This is a genomic window from Extibacter muris (assembly GCF_004345005.1).
GTDB lineage: Bacteria > Bacillota > Clostridia > Lachnospirales > Lachnospiraceae > Extibacter > Extibacter muris.
On sequence record NZ_SMMX01000014.1, the window covers coordinates 1 to 19,353 of the forward strand.

The 19,353-nt window shown below is 45.4% G+C and carries 24 protein-coding genes and 3 pseudogenes; 23 read left to right on the forward strand and 4 right to left on the reverse strand.

Features of this window, described 5'->3' with window-relative positions; all coding sequences use genetic code 11:
• Positions 1–267: 267 nt before the first annotated feature.
• The 6 genes from E1963_RS14505 (at position 268) to E1963_RS14530 (ending at position 5,222) form a co-directional block, all read left to right on the forward strand.
• Complete coding sequence (locus E1963_RS14505) at positions 268–1,758, forward strand: DUF5979 domain-containing protein (RefSeq protein ID WP_132279366.1); 1,491 nt, start codon at positions 268–270, stop codon at positions 1,756–1,758.
• Entirely contained in the window at positions 1,751–2,179 is a 429-nt protein-coding gene (locus E1963_RS14510) for a hypothetical protein (protein ID WP_132279368.1), read from the forward strand. The genes E1963_RS14505 and E1963_RS14510 overlap by 8 nt, the downstream gene beginning before the upstream one ends.
• A complete protein-coding gene (gene lepB / locus E1963_RS14515; RefSeq protein WP_243117747.1) occupies positions 2,142–2,711 on the forward strand; it encodes a signal peptidase I in 570 nt (189 codons plus the stop codon). The genes E1963_RS14510 and lepB overlap by 38 nt, the downstream gene beginning before the upstream one ends.
• A 71-nt stretch (positions 2,712–2,782) precedes the next feature.
• A complete protein-coding gene (locus tag E1963_RS14520; protein WP_132279374.1) occupies positions 2,783–3,754 on the forward strand; it encodes a DUF7601 domain-containing protein in 972 nt (323 codons plus the stop codon).
• Positions 3,755–3,784: 30 nt separating this feature from the next.
• A complete protein-coding gene (srtB, locus tag E1963_RS14525) occupies positions 3,785–4,552 on the forward strand; it encodes a class B sortase (RefSeq protein WP_132279377.1) in 768 nt (255 codons plus the stop codon).
• 10 nt (positions 4,553–4,562) lie between these two features.
• Positions 4,563–5,222 carry a Spy0128 family protein gene (locus E1963_RS14530; protein WP_132279380.1) on the forward strand — a complete coding sequence of 220 codons (660 nt, stop codon included), beginning with the start codon at positions 4,563–4,565 and terminating at the stop codon, positions 5,220–5,222.
• 65 nt (positions 5,223–5,287) lie between these two features.
• Here E1963_RS14530 and E1963_RS14535 read toward each other — a convergent pair.
• From E1963_RS14535 to E1963_RS14555, 3 genes and pseudogenes are all read right to left on the reverse strand, one after another.
• Positions 5,288–5,659, reverse strand: a pseudogene (locus E1963_RS14535) (hypothetical protein); the annotation flags it as partial.
• 317 nt (positions 5,660–5,976) lie between these two features.
• Complete coding sequence (locus E1963_RS14550) at positions 5,977–6,369, reverse strand: replication initiator protein A (protein ID WP_132279389.1); 393 nt, start codon at positions 6,367–6,369, stop codon at positions 5,977–5,979.
• Positions 6,370–6,388: 19 nt separating this feature from the next.
• Positions 6,389–6,676, reverse strand: a pseudogene (locus E1963_RS14555) (cysteine-rich VLP protein); the annotation flags it as partial.
• Positions 6,677–7,031: 355 nt separating this feature from the next.
• Between E1963_RS14555 and E1963_RS23520 the strand changes: the two are divergent.
• The 17 genes and pseudogenes from E1963_RS23520 to E1963_RS14635 all read left to right on the forward strand — a co-directional run bounded on the left by E1963_RS23520 (position 7,032) and on the right by E1963_RS14635 (position 18,092).
• Entirely contained in the window at positions 7,032–7,334 is a 303-nt protein-coding gene (locus E1963_RS23520; protein ID WP_330570843.1) for a helix-turn-helix domain-containing protein, read from the forward strand.
• Positions 7,331–7,486, forward strand: a complete 156-nt coding sequence (locus E1963_RS23525; RefSeq protein ID WP_330570844.1) for a hypothetical protein — start codon at positions 7,331–7,333, stop codon at positions 7,484–7,486. The genes E1963_RS23520 and E1963_RS23525 overlap by 4 nt, the downstream gene beginning before the upstream one ends.
• Complete coding sequence (locus E1963_RS23530) at positions 7,483–7,827, forward strand: hypothetical protein (RefSeq protein ID WP_330570845.1); 345 nt, start codon at positions 7,483–7,485, stop codon at positions 7,825–7,827. Before E1963_RS23525 ends, E1963_RS23530 begins: the two co-directional genes overlap by 4 nt.
• A complete protein-coding gene (locus E1963_RS22785; protein WP_132279560.1) occupies positions 7,802–8,218 on the forward strand; it encodes a DUF3795 domain-containing protein in 417 nt (138 codons plus the stop codon). Before E1963_RS23530 ends, E1963_RS22785 begins: the two co-directional genes overlap by 26 nt.
• 23 nt (positions 8,219–8,241) lie before the next feature.
• Entirely contained in the window at positions 8,242–8,652 is a 411-nt protein-coding gene (locus E1963_RS14575; RefSeq protein ID WP_132279563.1) for an ester cyclase, read from the forward strand.
• 52 nt (positions 8,653–8,704) lie between these two features.
• On the forward strand, positions 8,705–8,902 hold the full coding sequence (locus E1963_RS14580) for a GNAT family N-acetyltransferase (RefSeq protein WP_132279398.1): 198 nt from the start codon (positions 8,705–8,707) through the stop codon (positions 8,900–8,902).
• Between the two features lie 332 nt (positions 8,903–9,234).
• Positions 9,235–10,098: pseudogene (locus E1963_RS14590) on the forward strand (IS3 family transposase).
• A gap of 73 nt (positions 10,099–10,171) precedes the next feature.
• Positions 10,172–10,441: a hypothetical protein gene (locus E1963_RS14595; RefSeq protein ID WP_132279401.1), complete on the forward strand. Its 270-nt coding sequence runs from the start codon at positions 10,172–10,174 to the stop codon at positions 10,439–10,441.
• Positions 10,442–10,645: 204 nt separating this feature from the next.
• Complete coding sequence (locus tag E1963_RS14600) at positions 10,646–11,224, forward strand: DUF5666 domain-containing protein (protein ID WP_132279404.1); 579 nt, start codon at positions 10,646–10,648, stop codon at positions 11,222–11,224.
• Between the two features lie 719 nt (positions 11,225–11,943).
• Complete coding sequence (locus E1963_RS14605; protein ID WP_132279408.1) at positions 11,944–12,963, forward strand: MerR family transcriptional regulator; 1,020 nt, start codon at positions 11,944–11,946, stop codon at positions 12,961–12,963.
• 115 nt (positions 12,964–13,078) lie between these two features.
• On the forward strand, positions 13,079–13,591 hold the full coding sequence (locus E1963_RS14610; protein ID WP_132279411.1) for a flavodoxin family protein: 513 nt from the start codon (positions 13,079–13,081) through the stop codon (positions 13,589–13,591).
• Positions 13,579–14,244, forward strand: a complete 666-nt coding sequence (locus E1963_RS14615) for a hypothetical protein (protein WP_132279414.1) — start codon at positions 13,579–13,581, stop codon at positions 14,242–14,244. Before E1963_RS14610 ends, E1963_RS14615 begins: the two co-directional genes overlap by 13 nt.
• 18 nt (positions 14,245–14,262) lie before the next feature.
• A complete protein-coding gene (locus tag E1963_RS20765; RefSeq protein ID WP_243117748.1) occupies positions 14,263–14,442 on the forward strand; it encodes a hypothetical protein in 180 nt (59 codons plus the stop codon).
• Positions 14,420–14,887, forward strand: a complete 468-nt coding sequence (locus tag E1963_RS14620) for a CPBP family intramembrane glutamic endopeptidase (protein ID WP_243117749.1) — start codon at positions 14,420–14,422, stop codon at positions 14,885–14,887. The genes E1963_RS20765 and E1963_RS14620 overlap by 23 nt, the downstream gene beginning before the upstream one ends.
• A 93-nt stretch (positions 14,888–14,980) precedes the next feature.
• The gene (locus E1963_RS14625) at positions 14,981–15,616 is read left to right on the forward strand and encodes a TetR/AcrR family transcriptional regulator (RefSeq protein ID WP_132279417.1); all 636 of its coding nucleotides are present in this window, start codon (positions 14,981–14,983) and stop codon (positions 15,614–15,616) included.
• 408 nt (positions 15,617–16,024) lie between these two features.
• The gene (locus tag E1963_RS14630) at positions 16,025–16,774 is read left to right on the forward strand and encodes a LytR/AlgR family response regulator transcription factor (RefSeq protein WP_132279420.1); all 750 of its coding nucleotides are present in this window, start codon (positions 16,025–16,027) and stop codon (positions 16,772–16,774) included.
• 13 nt (positions 16,775–16,787) lie between these two features.
• Positions 16,788–18,092, forward strand: a complete 1,305-nt coding sequence (locus E1963_RS14635; protein WP_167482215.1) for an ATP-binding protein — start codon at positions 16,788–16,790, stop codon at positions 18,090–18,092.
• A gap of 35 nt (positions 18,093–18,127) precedes the next feature.
• Here E1963_RS14635 and E1963_RS14640 read toward each other — a convergent pair whose 3' ends face one another.
• Positions 18,128–19,261, reverse strand: a complete 1,134-nt coding sequence (locus E1963_RS14640; RefSeq protein WP_243117750.1) for a sensor histidine kinase — start codon at positions 19,259–19,261, stop codon at positions 18,128–18,130.
• Positions 19,262–19,353: the final 92 nt, after the last annotated feature.

Sequence of the window (19,353 nt, forward strand, 5' to 3'; positions counted from 1 at the left end):
AGCTGAAATTCCATGATAAAAGTACGGAGATTAGAAGAATATCCGAAAAAAAGACCCGAATACGCCGATAGGCACTTGAAATCCATCGGTATCTGTAGTAATCTTAATGCATGGAGTATTGAGCTCTGCGAAAAGTATAGGGATATTTCATTATAATATGGTTCCCCAATATGCAAATAAAATACTGGCACGATGGCTGTAAATCTAAGCGTGCGCAATGTCGGGCTCTCAAGTTTCCATAGACGTATACGACAGGGAGGTTCAAGTATGATATATCATTATCCATTAAGAAGACGCAGATTGCTGAGATATATTCTCTCCATCTGCGTAATCGTGCTCATGTTCTGCAGTATTTCCACCTCCGTTTTTGCGGAAGGCGCAGAGAGCAGCACGTCCGATGAGGTGGGACAACAGCCTGTACCATCTGTTACCAATGATTCTGATCCGGAAGGAGAGACAGAGGCAGCACAAGCTGACGCCAGACAGGAGGGCGATGTCTCGACGCTGGCAGTCAGCGGCCCGAAGGAAGTCCGGGTTGGAGAGCAGATTACGCTCAGACATACATACGGGAGAGGCTGGAATCAGGGGACGGAAACATACACCATCCAGGTGACGGCAAATGACGGAACATACCCGCTGTACATCTATACGTTGATTCCGGGTGTCCAGGAAGGCGACTATCCGAATCTGGACAAGGTGTGGAATGGGATGGGGGTCGGCAGTGTGAGCGGCGTGAATGCGCCATCCTCATATCCGATCGGAACCATCGTGGATAACGGGTACGGGCAAAATGGCGTTTCCATTGATTATAACGAAGCACAGTTTCCTGCCATTACAGTTGACGGGAAATCCTATCAGTATGCACAGAAGGACGAACAGAAATACCAGGAAGGCTATTATACGGTTAACTGGATCAGGCTGAATGCTTCTGACGGCGCAAATGCAGGGGGCAATAACAAGAACCCGGTCGTCAGCAGCGGTATAATGACGTTCCATCTGGACGGCGTGGTTACGTTAAATGAAAGAGACCGTTATACGGTGAATTTTGCACTGAAAGATGCGGGACAGGAGACCTTCTCTATCGTGGATCCGGAAGTGTACAGCAAGCGTGTGGACGCCGGATTCGCGGCGAGCCAGCTGAAACGTCCGGATACGAACAAACCTCAGAAATATCCCCAGACAAAAGTGGCGGATGGGAAGACCTATACGCTGGACGGATGGTATAAAGACGAAGCATGCACGATTAAGGTGGACTGGGATTCGGAAACAATCAACCGGAATACGACCTATTATGCAAAGTATATACCAGCCGGCAAAGCGGTAAAGGTGACAAAAGAAGTGACAGGAGGCCTGGGTGACATCGAGAAGGCTTTTACGTTTACCTACAGCTATGCGGATGCATTCGGAGCGCCGCAGTCCGGGCAGTTCAGCCTGAAGAATGACGGCATGTATACCATTCCCGATGTTCCTGTTGGTGCCGTACTTACCTTACAGGAGACGAATGCAGAGGGATATGCGACTTCCGCACAGTATGGAGCAACAGGCGCAGCCGCTTCCGAAGATAAAGCAAGCGATGTAAAAACCATGCAGGTTACGATTGACGCAGAGCATGACTTGGTTGTGGTGACAAACTGTAAAGACTATACGCCGGATACGGGAGTTGATTTAAAATCCACGCCATATATACTTCTGTCTGCTCTTGTGATGGCAGGAGCGGCCGCGCTGATCGCCCGCAGATACAAAAGACGGCATGTTTAAAAGACGGAGGACGGCAGCAGAAGTGAAGACGACCAGGAATAAGCAGAAACGTGGAGGGACAACAGGACCATTACAGGCGTCCGGCCGTGCGGCAGGCGCTGAGACACGGCCTGTGAACAGGGAGCAGGAAAAGCTTATTGAGTGGATGCAGACAGTGAAGTTTCGGAACGTGCTGATCGGCGGGGTAGATGAGGCCCAGGTATGGAAAAAGTTAGAGGAACTGAATCAGCTCTATAACGCGGCGATCCGGGCGGAACGTGCGCGTTATGATGCCCTGCTCGGCGCCCATAAAGAGGCTTCCAACACGCTGCTTCACAAGTATAAGCGGAAATTGGCAGAGCAAAGTTCTGAGAGGAGCAGGCGGGAAGCCGGGGCAGAGACAAATGAAACGGATAGGAGCAGAGAAGATGCATGCAGATAAAACACCTGACTGCTCACACGTCATCCGGACACGGCGGAATCAGGCGGAAATAAAGAGAGGCTATGTCAGCCTGGCTGTGCATGCCACATTGCTGGCGGCCCTCGGACTTCTCTTGTTTACCCGTGTATTCCTTATTACCCGGGCATCAGGCAGCGACATGTTTCCGGCGGTGAGGGACGGAGACCTTCTGCTTGGCTTCCGTCTGGAAAAAGAATTTTTAAAAAACGATGTAGTTGTCTATGAGGTGGACGGCAAACAGCGGATTGGCCGGATACTAGGAAAAGAGACAGATGTGGTTACATTAGATGATACAGGCTCATTGCTTGTTAACGGGACGGTACAGGCAAATGAAATCTTATTCCCGACGTATGCAAAGGAGGGGATGGAATATCCTTATCAGGTTCCGGAGGGCTGCGTGTTTATTCTGGGAGATTACCGGACGCAGGCCGAGGACAGCCGCGATTTTGGCTGTATAAGACTGGAGGATGTGAAGGCGAAAGTGATTACCATTCTCCGTAGACGGGCAATATAGCCCCTGGTTGTATATAGGCCGGACAATAGACGGTTTATATAAATAAAATATAATTATGGAGGTACCTTTCTATGAAAAGGACAAAAAAATTATTTGCAGTTCTTCTTACGGCAGTCATGACGGTTTGTATGGGCGCTACTGCCTTTGCTGCCGATGAGAAGCCGACGGATACGGCGTCAGTCACGATTAAGAAAAATTACGTTGCAGCCAATAAAGGCACTACTTCACCGGCAGAAACATTCACACTGGCTCAGGTTGAAGAGGGGCGCGTAACAGACGGTGACGCGGCATCTGCCCCGGCCCTTGGAACGATTACAGGAGCAGCCTTTGCCGAGGGCGAAGCATCAAAGGAGGGTGCGCAGGCTGATATTATCGTGGATCTTCCGCAGTATACGAGTGTCGGCGTATACGAATATACGCTGAAAGAGATTGCCGGCACAACCGCAGGTGTCACTTATCACAACGGCAATATCATTCTGAAAGTCACTGTCATCCAGGCAGAAGGCGGCAGGCTGAGAGTAGCGGCCGTGCATACAGAAGAGGCGGGTGGTGAGAAAAACGACACATTCACCAATACATATTCTGCCGGAACGCTTAGTGTGAAAAAAGAAGTAACCGGCAATCTCGGCGATCAGGATAAGTACTTTACATTCAAGGTGAAATTAGAAGGAGAGCAGGGCAAAACCTATGCGGAATCCTATGCGGTTACCGGTGGATCTTATGGGGAGAATCCCGAACGTGTAAAAGTTGGGGAAGAGGCTACGTTCCGGCTCAAACACGATGAGACAATCAGCATTGCCAACCTGCCCTATGGAGTGAAGTATACAGTTACCGAAGAGAAGGCGGACGGATACACCACCACAAAAGCAGGAGATGCAGGAAGCATCCGTTCTGAACTTGCCACAGCAAGCTTTACGAATGATAAGACAGGTTCCGTCGATACAGGAATCCATCTGGACAGCCTGCCTTATATCTTAGTATTGGCCGCAGTGGCTGCTGCCGCCGCCGTATTGATTGTCAGAAGGCGCAGGATAAGTGATTGATGACAGGAAAGTTAAAGTGAGGAAGACGGTATGAAAGCCTCAAAGATGTTATTAAAAGCGGCAGATTCCATTGTCCGCGGGGCGGCTATTCTCTTTCTTGTGGCCGCTGGCCTCTACTCGGGTTATGCATTATGGGATAACGCACAGGTATATGCGGCCGTGGATGATATCCAGTCCGAACTGCTGAAGTTGAAACCGGATGCCGCGGACGATAGAGGGGCTTCCTTTGAAGAGCTGCGTAAGCTGAACCCGGATGTATGCGCATGGCTGACACTGGACCACACAAACATTGATTATCCGGTCTTGCAGGGAAAAGACAATCTCAGCTATATCAATACGGATGTATATGGAAACTTTGCCTTGGCGGGGAGCATTTTTCTCGACGCCGGATGTGATAATACCTTCCGGGAACAGTATTCCCTGCTGTACGGACACCATATGGCCAACAATAAGATGTTCGGAGATCTGGATCTGTATGAAGACGAGGCGTTCTTTGACAAGAACACCACGGGCGAGCTCATACTGCCGGACCGCGCTTACAAGCTGGAGATATTCGCCTGTCTGCGGGTTCCGGCATCGGACGATGTCATCTTTACGCCGCAGCGGTGGAAGACAGACAATAGGGGCCTGACGGATTATGTGAAAGACAATGCGATGCATGTCCATACCGGCACCATGGAACAGATCGGGACATCGGAAGCATTTTCGCAGATTCTGGCGATGTCTACGTGCTCTTCGGAGTATACGGAAGCGAGAACAGTTCTTCTGGCAGTTATGGAACCATATTCATCGGAATAGTAAGGAGGAGATGAAAACGAAGAAAAGAAGAATTCCCTCGGTGTTCCTGCTGACGGCTCTCATTCTGGCAGCTTTTCCGGTTACGGCTCTTGCGGCCAAAGCGGCAGAAGTGAAGATACCTGTCAGAGTGGAGCTGTCCGACGAAACACCGGCTCAGGAAGAAACGTACATAGTAAAACTCGAGGCGCGCGATCAGGCCCCCATGCCGGAGCAGGATATGATAAAGGTCACCGGAACCGGCATAGCAGAGTTTCCGGCCATCCACTATACCGCCCCGGGCATCTACTGCTACAAAGTCAGCCAGCAGGCCGGCACCCATGGACGGGGCCATTATGACGGAACGGTTTATTATGTGAAGGTCACCGTTACCAATGCAGAAGACGGGGGGCTTGAGACAGCGGCAGCAGTACATACGGACCCCGCAATGACGGGTGAAAAGCAGGATATTGTTTTTCATAATACATATGATGCGGCCCCACAGCCGCCAAAAACAGATACGTCTGATACACCGGGAACCTCCGCCAAGAAAACAGCGGATTCCGCCAGGACAGGAGACACCGCAGACGCGCTTTTATTTGGGATACTGTCGGGAATATCAGGGCTTTTCCTGTGTCTGGGGGCAGTCGTGAATGTTAGGAAGCGCCGAAAAGAAAGGTCGGGGCAGGCGTGAACAGGAGGATATTAACTTTTATAGAAGAAGCAGCGCTCACGAAAGCGCTGCTTCTTCTATAATTATTATGGGTCGTGACCCTGTTGAGTACGCGAAGCGTACGAAATATAAACCACCCGCTGCTTGTTGTCAAAAGATACGATGTCCCATGTGTCGAGGTAGCAGGAAATCTGGCTGACCTGTTCCGGCCTGATAGCTTCTACCGTCAACTCCGCTATCCGTGTCAGTAGTTCCTGTTTTCGCCCGTCCAGTTCCGTTATCTTCACATTCACATAGGAGAGCAGAACATTGTTTGCGCCTGTCAGACTGTCCACCAGCTTTTCAATCTCCCTGTCCACATCAGCAAGTTCTACTTGCAGGGCGGCAATTTTCGGGTTAGCCTTTGCTGCTTTCTTTCTGTCCGTCAGCGTCTTGTAGCTGTCCAGTTTCTTTACCATCAGCTTCTTTGTGTTGATACCGTCCACTTTGAGCTGTACTCTTTGTCTGAAAGACCAGTACGCCAGCAATCCCGAGCGGCCTTGCCGGGTTGCCCTTGTGCTTCTCAAATCGCAAGATTGCGTGTTGTGCCATAAGCTCCTTTCCCCATTCCTTTCCTATCTGGGACTTTTCCACAGGGAAAATCCCGCCGGAATTATCTCTGATAGGATTTGAATTGATAAGATATAAATAAATCATTTTAATTTCTGTATTTCTATATACCGTCCGATTTCCGTACTTCAAGAGGATTGATTATCGTACTCCATAAGTACGGTTTTCAGCCCTCCGGCGTTCCATAACCGGATTTCTTGAAGTCGGCGTTTGGAACCGCTTCATAGGATTTTGGGTAAATGCGGTTGGGTTTTCCACAGCCCTGCTCCTGTATCTCCACAAGCCCCGCATACTGCAATTCCCGCAAGGTATTGACTGCCTTTTGCCACCCACAATGGAGCAGAGCGGCCACCTCGCAGATTGGGTAATACAGGTAAATACGCCCGTATTCATCCGTCCATCCGTTTTTCCGGGATAACTCCGTCCGGCGCAGGATAAACGCGTACAGCACCTTTGCTTCGTTGGACAGGGGCGTGAATGTAGGGGCTTCAAAGAGAAAATCGGGTAGCCGTGTGAAGCTGACCGCTCCCCCCGGTTCTGCCCTCTGGAAGCCTTGCATATCAAGGACTTTTCAGCCCCTAACTGTCCACTCTCGACCTCCTTTTCCGTTCACTTTCTGTTTCCTGCCGCCGGTGAACTCTGGCGGCGCAGTCGGGGCAGTATTTCTCATGGTTGGACTTCGGGACGAACACGCTGCCGCAGACCGCACAGCGTTTCAAGTCCCGTCCCTGGTAAATCTCCGCTTCCAGTGTCCCCGCCAGCGGCAAGACCGCCCAACGGAACCACTTACAGCAGACCGAGAAAGAAATCATCTGTGGGCAGGTGTAGGTGTCCCAGTTGTTAAGGGCGATACAATTCCCGTTTTCCTGTTGCCGTTCTCCCCGAAAAGGCCTCCTGCCCCATTCCTGCGGCGTGTTCAGGCGTTGGCACGCTCCCCGGACTTCGGGACAAGTTGTACCGAAGCTGGCTCGTTGCGGTGCTTCCCCTGCCGGGGTATTCCTTTTCAGCCGGTCATTCTGTTTTCAAGGTGCTGTCCACCGATGAACTACCCTAAGTCTACACAAAGAAATGCAATTCTCGGAATCTTGCGAGAATTGCATTTTGATGAAGTTTACACTTTGAGAATTGCGTTTTTGCAATTTTTCTGTATAATGGAGGTATGCTGAAGAGGTGCGTATCTATGGCTTTACCCGGAACACCCGGACAGAGGATTTCCGACTTGTGCAACGGAAACCACATCACACAAAAGGAACTTACGAAAAAATAGGTGTTTCCGCTTCGCAGTTGAGCCGGATTGTCAGCGGGGAAACAAAGACGGTCAGCAGCGATATTCTCATAGGGGGTGCAAAGGAATTTAAGGTGTCTACCGACTACATACTGGGCTTTTCTACCGTGAGCGTCCGAAAAAGCTATGACATCTCCGGGCTGGGCTTGTCCAGCGGTGCAGTCAGAGGGCTTGTAACGGGAGAGGTAGATGTGGAAATCCTTAACCGCTTGTTGGAACATAAATATTTCCCCAGTTGATAAATCTGATACGGATTAATTTTGAGGACGCGGCGGCAAGGGGCGTTATGGCGAGAAACCAACTCATAGATATGGCAACGGCTTTCCTGTCCGATTTAATGAAAGACCACCCGGAACAGCGGGCGCGAGCAAGGCAAGACAGGCAGTTTTGAACGCACAGAAGATAGGCGAGCATGAAGCGGAAATCGAGAAAATCAAGAGCGTGTTTATATCTATCCTGCGGGATATTAAGAAAGATATGGACAGTGGAGAACAGCCGGGAGAAACCGTTACCGCCACCATACTTCAAAATATCCAAAACACCGCAAAGGAGCAGAAGCAGGAGCTACGCACTGTTGATGATGTGACGGCGTTGGTTGCAGAACAGATAGAGAAGGTCATGCCACTGGACGAGGAAACAAGCGAACAATTCCAGCAGTTGATGAAGAAGATGATTGAGCAGGCGGGGAAGGAAAGGACAACAACCTATGAAAATGCCAAGAGAAAAGATTGATATGATTATGTTTGCCCCTTGCGGAATAAATTGTAAGGTTTGTTATAAGCACTGTTACCACAAAAAACCGTGTGCCGGTTGCTTGAACAGCGACAAAGGAAAACCGGAGCATTGCCGCAAATGCAAAATAAAGGATTGCGTCAGAGAAAAGACCTTATCCTATTGCCTTGAATGTTCCGAATACCCATGTAAGCTGATAAAAAATCTTGAAAAGAGCTACAACAAGCGGTATCAGGCAAGCCTTATGGAGAACAGCGAATTTGTCCGTCAGCATGGTTTAGAAATATTCATGGAGAGACAGAAAGAGAAATATACTTGCCCGAAATGTGGCGGAATTATTTCAATCCACGATGGAGAGTGTAGCGAGTGTAAGACTAAAAAGAATAGATAAATCGGGAGTTGCAGAGGTACATGATGAATAATAAAGACATTGTAAAATATTTCTATGAAGTTATTGTTTCAGAAAATCTACTTGATGAGCTTTCTAAATACATATCAGAGGATTGTGTGCAGAGAGCTGGTGAAAAAGGTATTTTTATAGGAATAGACGGAATGAAACAACATCTTTTAGCATTGAAAAAAACTTATCCAGACTATACTATGAAAATTATTCGTCAATATGTAGCAGATGATTATGTTATTTCGGAATTTATTATGAGAGGAACACACAAAGGAGATTTTATCGGAATAACACCTACAAATAAGGTTTTGGAGATTACAGGAGTGGATATTGATAAGGTTATAAACGGAAGAATTGTTGAACATGGTGGTGCTGCGAATACTTTTGAAACCTTTTTGGAACACCGCTTAATTAAACCTGTATAAAATACAAATCTAAATTTACGGAGGTATTCTGCATGGAAGTCAAAAAAAATAGATGAGTTACAAATCAGTTGAGGGTGTACAGTCGTTTAGAGCTTTTATCGAAGATAAAGAAATTATTCAAACATTAGAATTTTGGGGAGCTTATGATTACAATGAGTTAAAAGGTGTTATTGCTACAAATGAGAATAGAAAACACATTTGCTGTTTTTTTGTAATACCGAAATACTCAAACAGTGCCATAAAGAATTAGATGGTAATAAAGCTGTAGGTATAGATAAAGTGACGAAAGCAGAGTATGGGGAACATCTGGAAGAAAACATAACAAATCTTGTAGAGCGGTTGAAGAACAAGGCGTACAAGCCGTTACCATCTTTAAGGGTATACATACCTAAGAGCAATGGGAAAATGAGACCGCTTGGTATCGCTTCCTATGAGGACAAGATTGTGCAGCTTGCAGTGAAGAAGATACTGGAAGCTATTTATGAACCGAGATCCCTGAACTGTATGTATGGATTCAGACCAAACAGAGGGTTGAAGTGCTATAATAAAGTTGTAACGATAGTGGCTAATAAGATAAAAACAATGAGAAAAGAGGTTCTTATCATGCCACAGAATTACACACCAGAGTTTAAAAAGAAGATTGTCCGTCTCCACGAAGAAGAAGGACGCACTTACAAAAGTATCACATCTGAATATGGCGTCTCAAAAGCCAGTATCTCCAAGTGGTGCAGCCAATTACGCGAAGAATGCCAGACAAGCCCGGAAATAAAAGAAGAATACGATTATATGAAAGAAATGCTTAAGCTCCGCAAAGAGAATGAAGAACTCCGTAAGGAGAACCTCTTCTTAAAAAAGCGGCGGCATTCTTTGCAAAAGAAATCGATTAGAGGCTTATCGGTTTATTGAAAAATATCATAAAGATCTAGGGCTGCGCTGGCTGCTGCGGCGATTGAATATCTGTCCCAATGCTTACTATAACTACCGGAAACACCGGAAGGCTGATTTCTGTACCCAAAAATCTAAAGTACAGGCGCAGATCCGTGAGATTTACCACAAGCACAATGGCGTGGACGGATACCGGAGCATGGCCGTTTATCTGGCACGCAAAGGGTTCCGTTACAGTCCTGTGACCATTCATAAGTATATGAATAAAGAGATGGGGCTGTATGCGATTGTCCGTCCGAAAAAGCCGGAGTATATGCATGGGAAGCCACATAAGGTATTTGATAATAAGCTGGCCCAAGACTTCACTGCTGAGCGGACGAATCAAAAATGGTGTACAGATATTTCAATACCCTAAAGAATGAATGCACGAATCTATATGAATTTCGTACCGAGGAGGCGCTCTATCAGACTGTGGAGGAATTTGCATATGTCACTTATAATTACGTGCGTCCCCATAGTTTCAATGGGTATCAAACACCTTATCAGGCTCGGATTGCGTAAAAAGATATTTTTAAGCCACAACTGTTACAAAAAGGTTTGACCACAACAACTGCAAAGCTGCAATGTCACGCCGATGCTGGCGCTTGGAACCATTGCAGATGCCTTATTTTTAGGTTCCATGGGTATGCTGACCTCGGCGGTTACGAGAAACACAGTCATCGGATACATGCCGCCGCTGCTGTACTATGCGCTCAATATTGGTATGGGGCCAAAGCTGGGAAGTTTTTATCTGTTCTCTATGGTTACAGGCAGCTACACAGCAAAGCTGTGGCTGTTTGCTACAGGAATTCTGATGATTGTAGCAGCGGTATTCTATCAGAGGTTGCGTAAGCGGAGTGCTTAATAGAAGGGCATCAATACACAGTGGTTCACTGTGTGTTGATGTAGCTTTTTTGTTGTATTTGCTTTAGAATACAGTCCTTGATATCTATATGAAATCCTAACAAAGGTAAAGAAATTTTAAGATAATGTAGAAGTTTTTAAAAGATTAATTTGATAAAATAAGTCTGCAACAATTATTCAATCTTTACATCGAAAGGAGAACAAAATGAAAAACAGAGTAAAAAAAGTTCTTATGCTGACAGGAATCCTGTGTATTATGGGTGTTTTTCTTTGTGCATGCCAAAATACAAAAGAAGTTCCAGATGAAAATCAAGAACAAGAGGAGGTAGGCGGAACAACTTCCGGAGATAATGCAGCAGAGGATGCTTCAAACCCTGAGCCGGACATACAAGATACAGACGATACTAATAAAGAAAACCAGTCTGAAGCAAATGATGGAGAAATTACAACCACTATTCCCAACTTAGAAGGAACAATAAAGGACATTCAGGGGAAACAGCTTACTGTGGTAGAAGCTATTACAGAAAAAGGCGATAACAGCGGAGATGTTATAGTGGGACCAGGGAGCGGTGATGATTCCGAATTCAACAAGATCACGGTTACATATGATGATAATACAGTGTTTGTGATAAAAAACATTTACGACGGTGGTACTAGGTCCGAGTCTGAAAATGGAACAGTATCCGATTTGGCAGCGGGACAAATGGTGGAAATATGGGGAACTTCTGCGGCAGATGGTCTGCAAGCAACACAAATCTGCATTGTTAATGTGGTGTCAGACTGATTGATAAAAGAGATGGTATCCTTTTTGTCAAATGGATTATGTTAGATTACAGGATTTTGTAAGAAGTCAACAGACAGCCATTATAGGAGGCTGCCGACTCATTGCAGAACATACCGCTTTCAAAAGCAAAATTGCTCTTACCTTGGTCGGCTTATATCCAATTTTTCTGAAAAAGGAGGACAAATGAGCGAAAGATATACATATTTAAAATTCTCTAAGAAATTGAGATATCGTATTTTGCGTGGCTATTATAAACCAGGAGAAATGCTGCCATCCATTCGGCTCTGGCAAAACAAGAAAATTATAATCCGGCTACAGTTCAACGGTCTCTTGAAATTTTGACACAGGATGGTTTGATTGTCTGTAAAGGCACATTTGGATTTCAAGTAAAGGATGATTATGTGTTTATTGAGAATGAACGCATAAAGGAAACTCATGTTGCCAAAAATCAGTTGATTTCAGGACTCACTGCATTGGGTTTATCAAAACAGGATATTCTGCTTCTTATCAAAAAATGCTATGTTGAGTGTGAAAATATGAATTAGTGGACAGAAATATTAGTGTATTTTGGGATATGAAACTGTATTGTCATTTTAGAATGATATGGATAAAGGCAAATAAGAGAAATGATGCGGAATTGGTGATATCCCGATAACTATACTGCAGTTTTCTTGTATGTTTCAGATATCTGAAGTATAATAAATGCAGGAGGGATGGAAATGAATTATTTCACTGCTGCAGAAATGGCAGATAAATGGAAGATATCCAGCCGTATGGTTGCTTATTATTGTGAATCCGGAAGGATAGAGGGCGTTGTAAAAAAAGGAAAGACATGGTTTGTTCCTACTGATACCCCAAAACCTCTGGATAAGCGATATTTCAGAGACATTATCAAAGCGAAGGAAAGCCAGGCAACTGGAGACACACTTGCTGCAGATGCCGCGGAATCGGCGGTTTATCATACGAAAGATATTTTTGAACATTTGGGTCTTACCCGTGAAACCCTGCGGTATTATGAGGAAATTGGACTTATCAAGCCGAAAAGAGGGCAGTATAGCAGATACCGTGAATTTGACCTGTTTGATATGTCCCGTCTGATGGCGATTGATTTCTATAAGAAACGGGGATTTTCACCGGTTGCTATCAAAGGAATACTGGAGGCGGAAGAACCGGAGGAATATGCAATAAAGCTTCAGCAACAGTCAGATAGTCTGCAGGAGCAGATTGACCGGCTTTCCCAGATGCAGAAGCGTCTGAAGGAGACACAGCGATTCTATGAGGAATTTTCAGAGAATCTCGGAAAGCTTGAGATCCGGGATCTATCGCCATATTATGTAGCGGAGCGGTTTCCTTCCGTAGCGTCCTTTGGAGAGTACAGGGATAAAGTGTTGCGGTTTCTCAACGTAGAGAACGAGGATATTCTTTCAAGCTTGGTTCGGACGCTTACTTTTGATGAAACAGGTTACAAAGGCTCTGAAATGTATGTAGTAAAGCCCGCCGGAAAAGCTGATCATGAAAAGCAGAATGTCTATCTGGAGCATGGAAAATGCCTTTATGCTACATTGCTTGCAGACAATGATGACACTTCGGTTCCTGAAAGGATGTTTTCTCTTTGCCATGCATGGGCAAACAAAAATCAGGCAGTGTTTCGCGGCATGGTGTATATCTTTGTCCGTATGGCCATGCAGAATGAGGATGCGGACAAACACATTTACGAAGTATGGGTTCCTTTGAAATAAGATTAAAAATAAATTGCGCTTCCCTCTTGACTTGGGGGTTCCCACCGACCTTACAGTATTATTTGTAGGGCCGGTGTTTTTTCTTCGGCCATATGGAGCAGAAGGGAGAAAAAGAATGCGGCTGCTAATTATCAATACATTGCCCAAAGATCATCCAGCGGCGGAAAAAGCAATCTGCTGCCTTACAGAAAAGGCATCGGAGTGTACGACATTCTATACGGAAGATATGAGGATAACGCCTTGTATTGGGTGCAATGCCTGTTGGTTAAAAACGCCAGGTATTTGCGCTGTCAAAGACGATTACGAACAAATTCTGAAGGCTTACCTGCAATATGATGTTACCCTATTCATTTCTGATACGGCGCTGGGATTCGTTGATTATAAAATGAAACATGTAATAGACCGGATACTGCCTATGGCGACCATGTATACAAGAATTGAAAACGGGCAGACACGTCATGTCACCCGTTATAATAAAGAATTTCGGTTCGGGCTTTTGTATGCGGGTAAGGGAAACCAGGATTATTTGGCACATTGGATGAGCCGGTTTTGCCTGAACTTTCATGGAATCAGTCTGGGTGCATTTCCGATTGAAGCGTGGGAGGAGGTGTGCGCATGCATTTCGTGATAGTCAGCGGCGCTGCCCGTACCCAGTCTAAGAGCAATACAGCGAAGATCATCGTAGCCTTTTGTGAGGGCTTGCATAACGGTGGGAATACATCGGAGATTTGGTATCTCTCAGACCGAAAACAGTGGAAGAGTGCAAAGACAGCTTTTGAAGAAAATGAGAATATCCTGTTTGCCTTGCCGCTCTATGTGGAGAATGTGCCGGGAATCATGCTGGGGTTTTTAGCAGGTCTGTCCGCAAAGGAACAGCCGAGAACCCGGGTATCCTTTCTCCTGCAGGGAGGGTTTCCGGAAGTATCGCAGGGGCGATGCTGCGAGGAATTTTTAAAGACGCTGCCGGCGCAGCTGGGCTGCGGGTATGGCGGGACGTTTATCAAAGGAGATATGTTCGGTCTCAGTCTGATGGGGGAGAAAATGGAGGCAAAGCTGTTGCAGCCGTTTATTGAAATTGGATTTCAGTTTGGAGAAAACGGCGCTTTCCGGTCGGAGATCATAGAAATATTCTCCACGCCGGAATATTTTTTAGAGAAACAGATCCGTATGGCGAATGGCCCGTTCCGTTATGTGCAAAGGTTTGCGATGTGGTATTTTGCCAAACGGCTTGGGTGCAAGACGAAATTGGATGTAAAGCCGTTCTGTGAGAAAAAATTATAAGAGATGCGGGAGGAAAAGATGGTTTCAGGCAATAAGAAGTTAAATAACATAGAGCGCCAGTCAATTCTGTTATTCCTGCTTTATTCTTTTCTCATTGCATGGGGAACAGAGGTTACGCTGATTCTGCTGTATCATTTTCAACTGATCCGTGGAGGGGCTGCGCAGATACTGCATTTTGCAGGAAGAATACTTCGGTAATCCGTGGTATATGTTTATCCTCTTTATGCCGATGATGATTTTGGGCGGTGGCTTGGAAGAGATTGGCTGGCAAGGTGTTTTTCAGCCTTTACTGCAGATGAGATTTCCCTTTCTTATTGCGGCTTTGATTGAGGGAATCATATGGAGTATATGGCACCTGCCATTGTGGCTGGTTCCAAACACGGCACAAAGCTCCTATCAGTTTGTTGCGTTTACGCTTTTTTGCGTTACATTAGGAATTACCTTAGCGGCAGCTCACAAAATTACGAAAAGCATATGGGTTTCTGTGCTGCTTCATGCATGGTCCAATACTGTTTTAGGAGGGATGTATACCCTAACTTCCTTGTGCGGTTTCCCAAGTCTGAAAACCTGGATTGTCAGTCTGGTTCAAACAGCGGTGATTATGCTTATATTGCTTGCTTTTTTTCGGAGAAGGACTGAGTAGTTTCATAATTCTGTTACAGGCTTTTCCAGGCCCATTGACAAATAGGTGTTTTTCTATATAATTAAACTGTAAGTTTAATTATTGGAGGGCACTATGGGAAGGAGAAAAAAAGAACCGAGAAGCGTACATCGGGAAAATATCTCCTCTGCGGCAGCCACACTTTTTATGGAAAAGGGAATTTCTCAGACGTCGATGGATGATATTGCAAAAGCGGCGGGCTACAGCAAAGCTACGTTGTATGTATATTTTGAAAGCAAGGAAGAAATTGTCAGCGTATTGGTGTTGGACAGCATGAAAGGGTTATGCGCCTATCTTTCTTCGGATATACAGCGGCAGGAATCTACAAGGGAAGAGTATAATCTCATTTGTCAGGAGCTGGTGCGGTATCAAGAGGAATATCCGTTTTACTTTAAAATGACGCTGAAAAAGATCAATATACAGCTTGAAGACCAGAATACCTATCCAAAGGAGAAGGAGACCTTTCAGGTAGGAGAAGAGATCAACGAGATGATAAAATCTGTTTTGCTGTCAGGCATGGAAAGGGGCGACCTGCGGGCAGACTTGGAAGTTGCGCCTACTTCGTTCGCCTGTTGGGGGATGCTGACGGGGCTGATTCAGCTTGCAGCAAGTAAGGAAGAATATATCAAACAGTCCATGGGACTATCCAAAGAGCAGTTTCTCCAATATGGATTTGATATGCTCTACCATTTTATTGCAGGTACGGATTGAAAAAGATCTTGGCTTCACTGCTTAGGGAATGTCAGGTTGTAATCCTTGTAGCTCTTGTATACAGGGTGAATGTTCCGGCGTCTGTGCAAAACTTCTTTGACCGGTTGTTGGGAATTGTCATGGAAAAACGGCGACCTTCCCAAAACCGAGATTGAGCGGGAAGAAATATATGAGGTTGACTGCCTGCAATACGCCCGCACCGTATTCCTAAGATGTCTTGAATCAAAATTTGATTGAATTATGCAGTGGATTGTTCAATAAAACCTACCAGTATGGAATAAGATGTCAAGAAGATGGAAAACACATAAAAAGGCAATTGCCGTAATGGAAAGCAGGCTGACAGAGGCAGCACTGTCGGGTGGAGGGGAACAGTTCTCTGGTGTTCAGTAAGGAACTATTGGGTGGATTATGTATAATATTATAATTTGTGATGATGACAGAGAGTTTGTCGATTATATAAAAGGAGTTATCGCAAAAAGCGGAATGGATAAGGAAGAGATTCTGTTTAGCGAATATTTTTCAGGTGAAGAGCTAGTGCGAGGGATCCGGAACAGGAAGAAGTGCGATCTACTGATTTTGGACATGCAGATGGAAAATCTGGACGGACATGAAACGGCGGCAAGGTTCCGGGAGGTTTTTCCAAAAAGTATCCTTGTATTCTGCTCCGGTGTGCGCATGCCCACAGATGAGTCATTTAGAGCGACTCCGTTTCGGTATTTGCTTAAGAGTTATTCAGAGGAACGGATGATTTCGGAGATGTGTGCAGTAGTCAGGCAGATTAAGGAAAATCAGAGGGTCCCCTGCATTGTTGGAAATTATTATCATAACAGTGTGGCTCTCGTTCCGGATGATATATTGTATATAGAGAATACAAAGCATGGGAGCAGGATTCATGTGGGCAGGGAACAGATAGAGTATTCTTTTGAACATAAGCTGACCACAAGGCAGAAGCTGGGGGAATTATATGAGATTCTGCATCCCTTTGGGTTTGCATACGCACATAACAGTTATATTGTCAATCTGAGGTATGTGGTCAAGATGTGCTCGGACGGGGAGATGAAATTAAAGGATGGCACGATTCTGACGATTTCCCGCTCCAGGCTTAAAGAATTCCGAAATTCTTTTGCAGAATGGGTCAGCCGTAAATATATGGAGTGATGCTATGAATGGTATGAACTTTATAGATAAATATATACTATTGGTATACTGTGTCGTGGAGATATATCTTGTCTATACGTTTTTTGAATGTTTTTTTGAAAAGAAGTCCTGGGCACTGGAAACTAAGAGACTTTATCTTGCGAACGCAGGGGCGGTGTTCAGCCTGTATGCAGTAAATCTGGTGGGGAAACGGGAACTGAACCTTGTTATGTTCACATTCATAACCTTTGTCTTTGTGATGGCTTTGTTTGAAGGAAAGACAGAGAGCAGGGTTTTATGCTACGTAGTCGCATATTCCATTATATTCGCGAGCGAATGTCTGTTTGCGATCATCTTCAATCAGACGAATGAGAAGAATATGCTGATGTCAGGAGTTCATCTGGAGATACTGTCCCTAAAACTTTTAACATATATTATGTTTGTACTAGTAGAACAGTTTATCGGGACATCGAAGAGGAAGATGGATAACCATATCTTTTTAGAATATCTGTGCCTGCCGGTGGCCGGTTTTGGTATCATGGCAGGAATTTTCTATTCGGGTTTTGATTTTGGTACGAATGTCTATGTGAAAGTTCTGATTACCGTTTGCTTCAGCCTTCTGCTGATTGGAAATATCCTTGTGTTCTATGCATTTAACAGATATTCGGAAGAAATGTACCAAAATGCGGAAAACCAGATTCTCATTACAAAACAACAGGCAGATTTAAAATATTATACACAGATGGACGAAGTGCAGGGAAGCCATAACGAGTTTGTCCATAATATGAACCATTACCTGTCTATGATTCATAACTTTGCCAGACAGGGTGACTGTAAAAGTATCATGAAGGCAGTGGAGGAAATGAGCGGACATGTGGAGAACAGCGAGACGGAAATATTCTGCAGCCACCATGTACTGAACATGATATTATCTGAGAAAAAGGGACGGGCGGAAAAGAACCAGATTGAATTTGATGTTTATGTGGAGCCGGGAGTAAGATTAGATATGGTCTCCGATTTAGATCTGGTCGCATTACTGGGGAATTTGCTCGACAATGCACTGCGTGCTGCCGGAGAATGCCGGGGACAGAAATACGTGAAGGTACGCATTTTCATGCAGGATATCGGAGGGTTTTGTGTTTTTAGGATTATAAATGGATACTCTGGGGATATTGCCGTGCATGGGAATACGCTCCTGTCAACAAAAAGTGAAAAGGGTCTGCATGGGCTGGGAATTGGCAGCGTAAATAAGATGGCGGAAAAGTATGGAGGTTATCTCTCATGTAAAATAGAAAAAGATGTATTCACAGCAATATTGTTATTGTCAACACAGGATTAAAAATGAGATGCCTGATAGCAGGATATCTTTTTTCATTATAATTCCAAATAAAATGTACTTCCGCCGCCATCCGTATCCTGCACGCCAAGCTTTATTCCTTGGATTTTTGCAAGGGTAATGGCAATGGACAAGCCAAGTCCGAAATGGTCTTTTTTATTTCGGGATTTATCACTTTTATAAAAGCGTTCAAAGATAAATTCTTTTTCCTCGTCAGGGATTCCGGGGCCGTGGTCCACGACATAAACCAGTGTATGGGGATGGCAGTGTTCAGCCCTAAGAAGGATTTTTCTTGAAGGGCGCGTTAGAGAATATGTGATGGCGTTATCGAGCAGTATCGTCAAAATCTGCAGGCACAGCTCAGGGTCTGCTGATACTGGCAAAAGCGGCTCTTCCGGGAGGCGTAACTGCAGGGTTCCGTTTTTGGACAGGCAGAGCGGTTCATAAAGTTCCAAAAGGCTTAGGAGGAGATCATCTATTTCAAATTTCCGTTTTCTTACAGCCCATTCCCTCTGTTCGGCAGAAGCAAGGAGCAGAAGATTTTTAATCAGGGCGCTTCCCCTGCGGCACTCGCTTTTAATAACAGAAAGCAGACGGGTATCCTCCGCTGAATGGGAAGATACTGCATCTGCGGTCATTTGGATGACTGCAATCGGTGAACGAAGCTCATGGGAGGCTGCGGCTACAAAGTCCTGTTGCTTTTGGTATGTTTCTTCCAGAGGGCGCAGGGAACGGCGGACGAACCAGCGGCCGCTCAGAAAGAGGAGCAGGATTCCAAGCAGGTCTATAAACAAATAGAAATACCCGGTTTCCAGGGATTTCTTCCTGCTGTCAGTGATGTCCTGCAGCAGTGTGAGCTTCTTATATCCGGTAGGGGTCTGGAGGACAAGGACATTCCCAAGATAGACATCCCGCCTGTCTCCATGGATTTGAAATATGGAGGTCTGCAGCATGTTTGAGGAGATAGGGTAGGAATCTGTGAAAATGCCTTCCTTGTCCGCGGCTTTCTCTGCATATGAAAGAAGAGCCTCCCGTTTCGTATCCGGCCTGTATGAACCGGGAAAGAAAAGGGGCGTGTTATTTTCTTCTATATGAATTATGAGCTGGTTTTTCTCCTCCATCTGTGCCAGAAACAGATCCGTGAACCGTAAACTACCCTGAAGCTGGGACATCAGAGTAAAAAGATGTTTTTGAAACAGTGATTCCTGGCGGTTTTCCTGTGAGGTAAAGTAGAAAAGAAATGTTATGGACAGGATAAATGTTA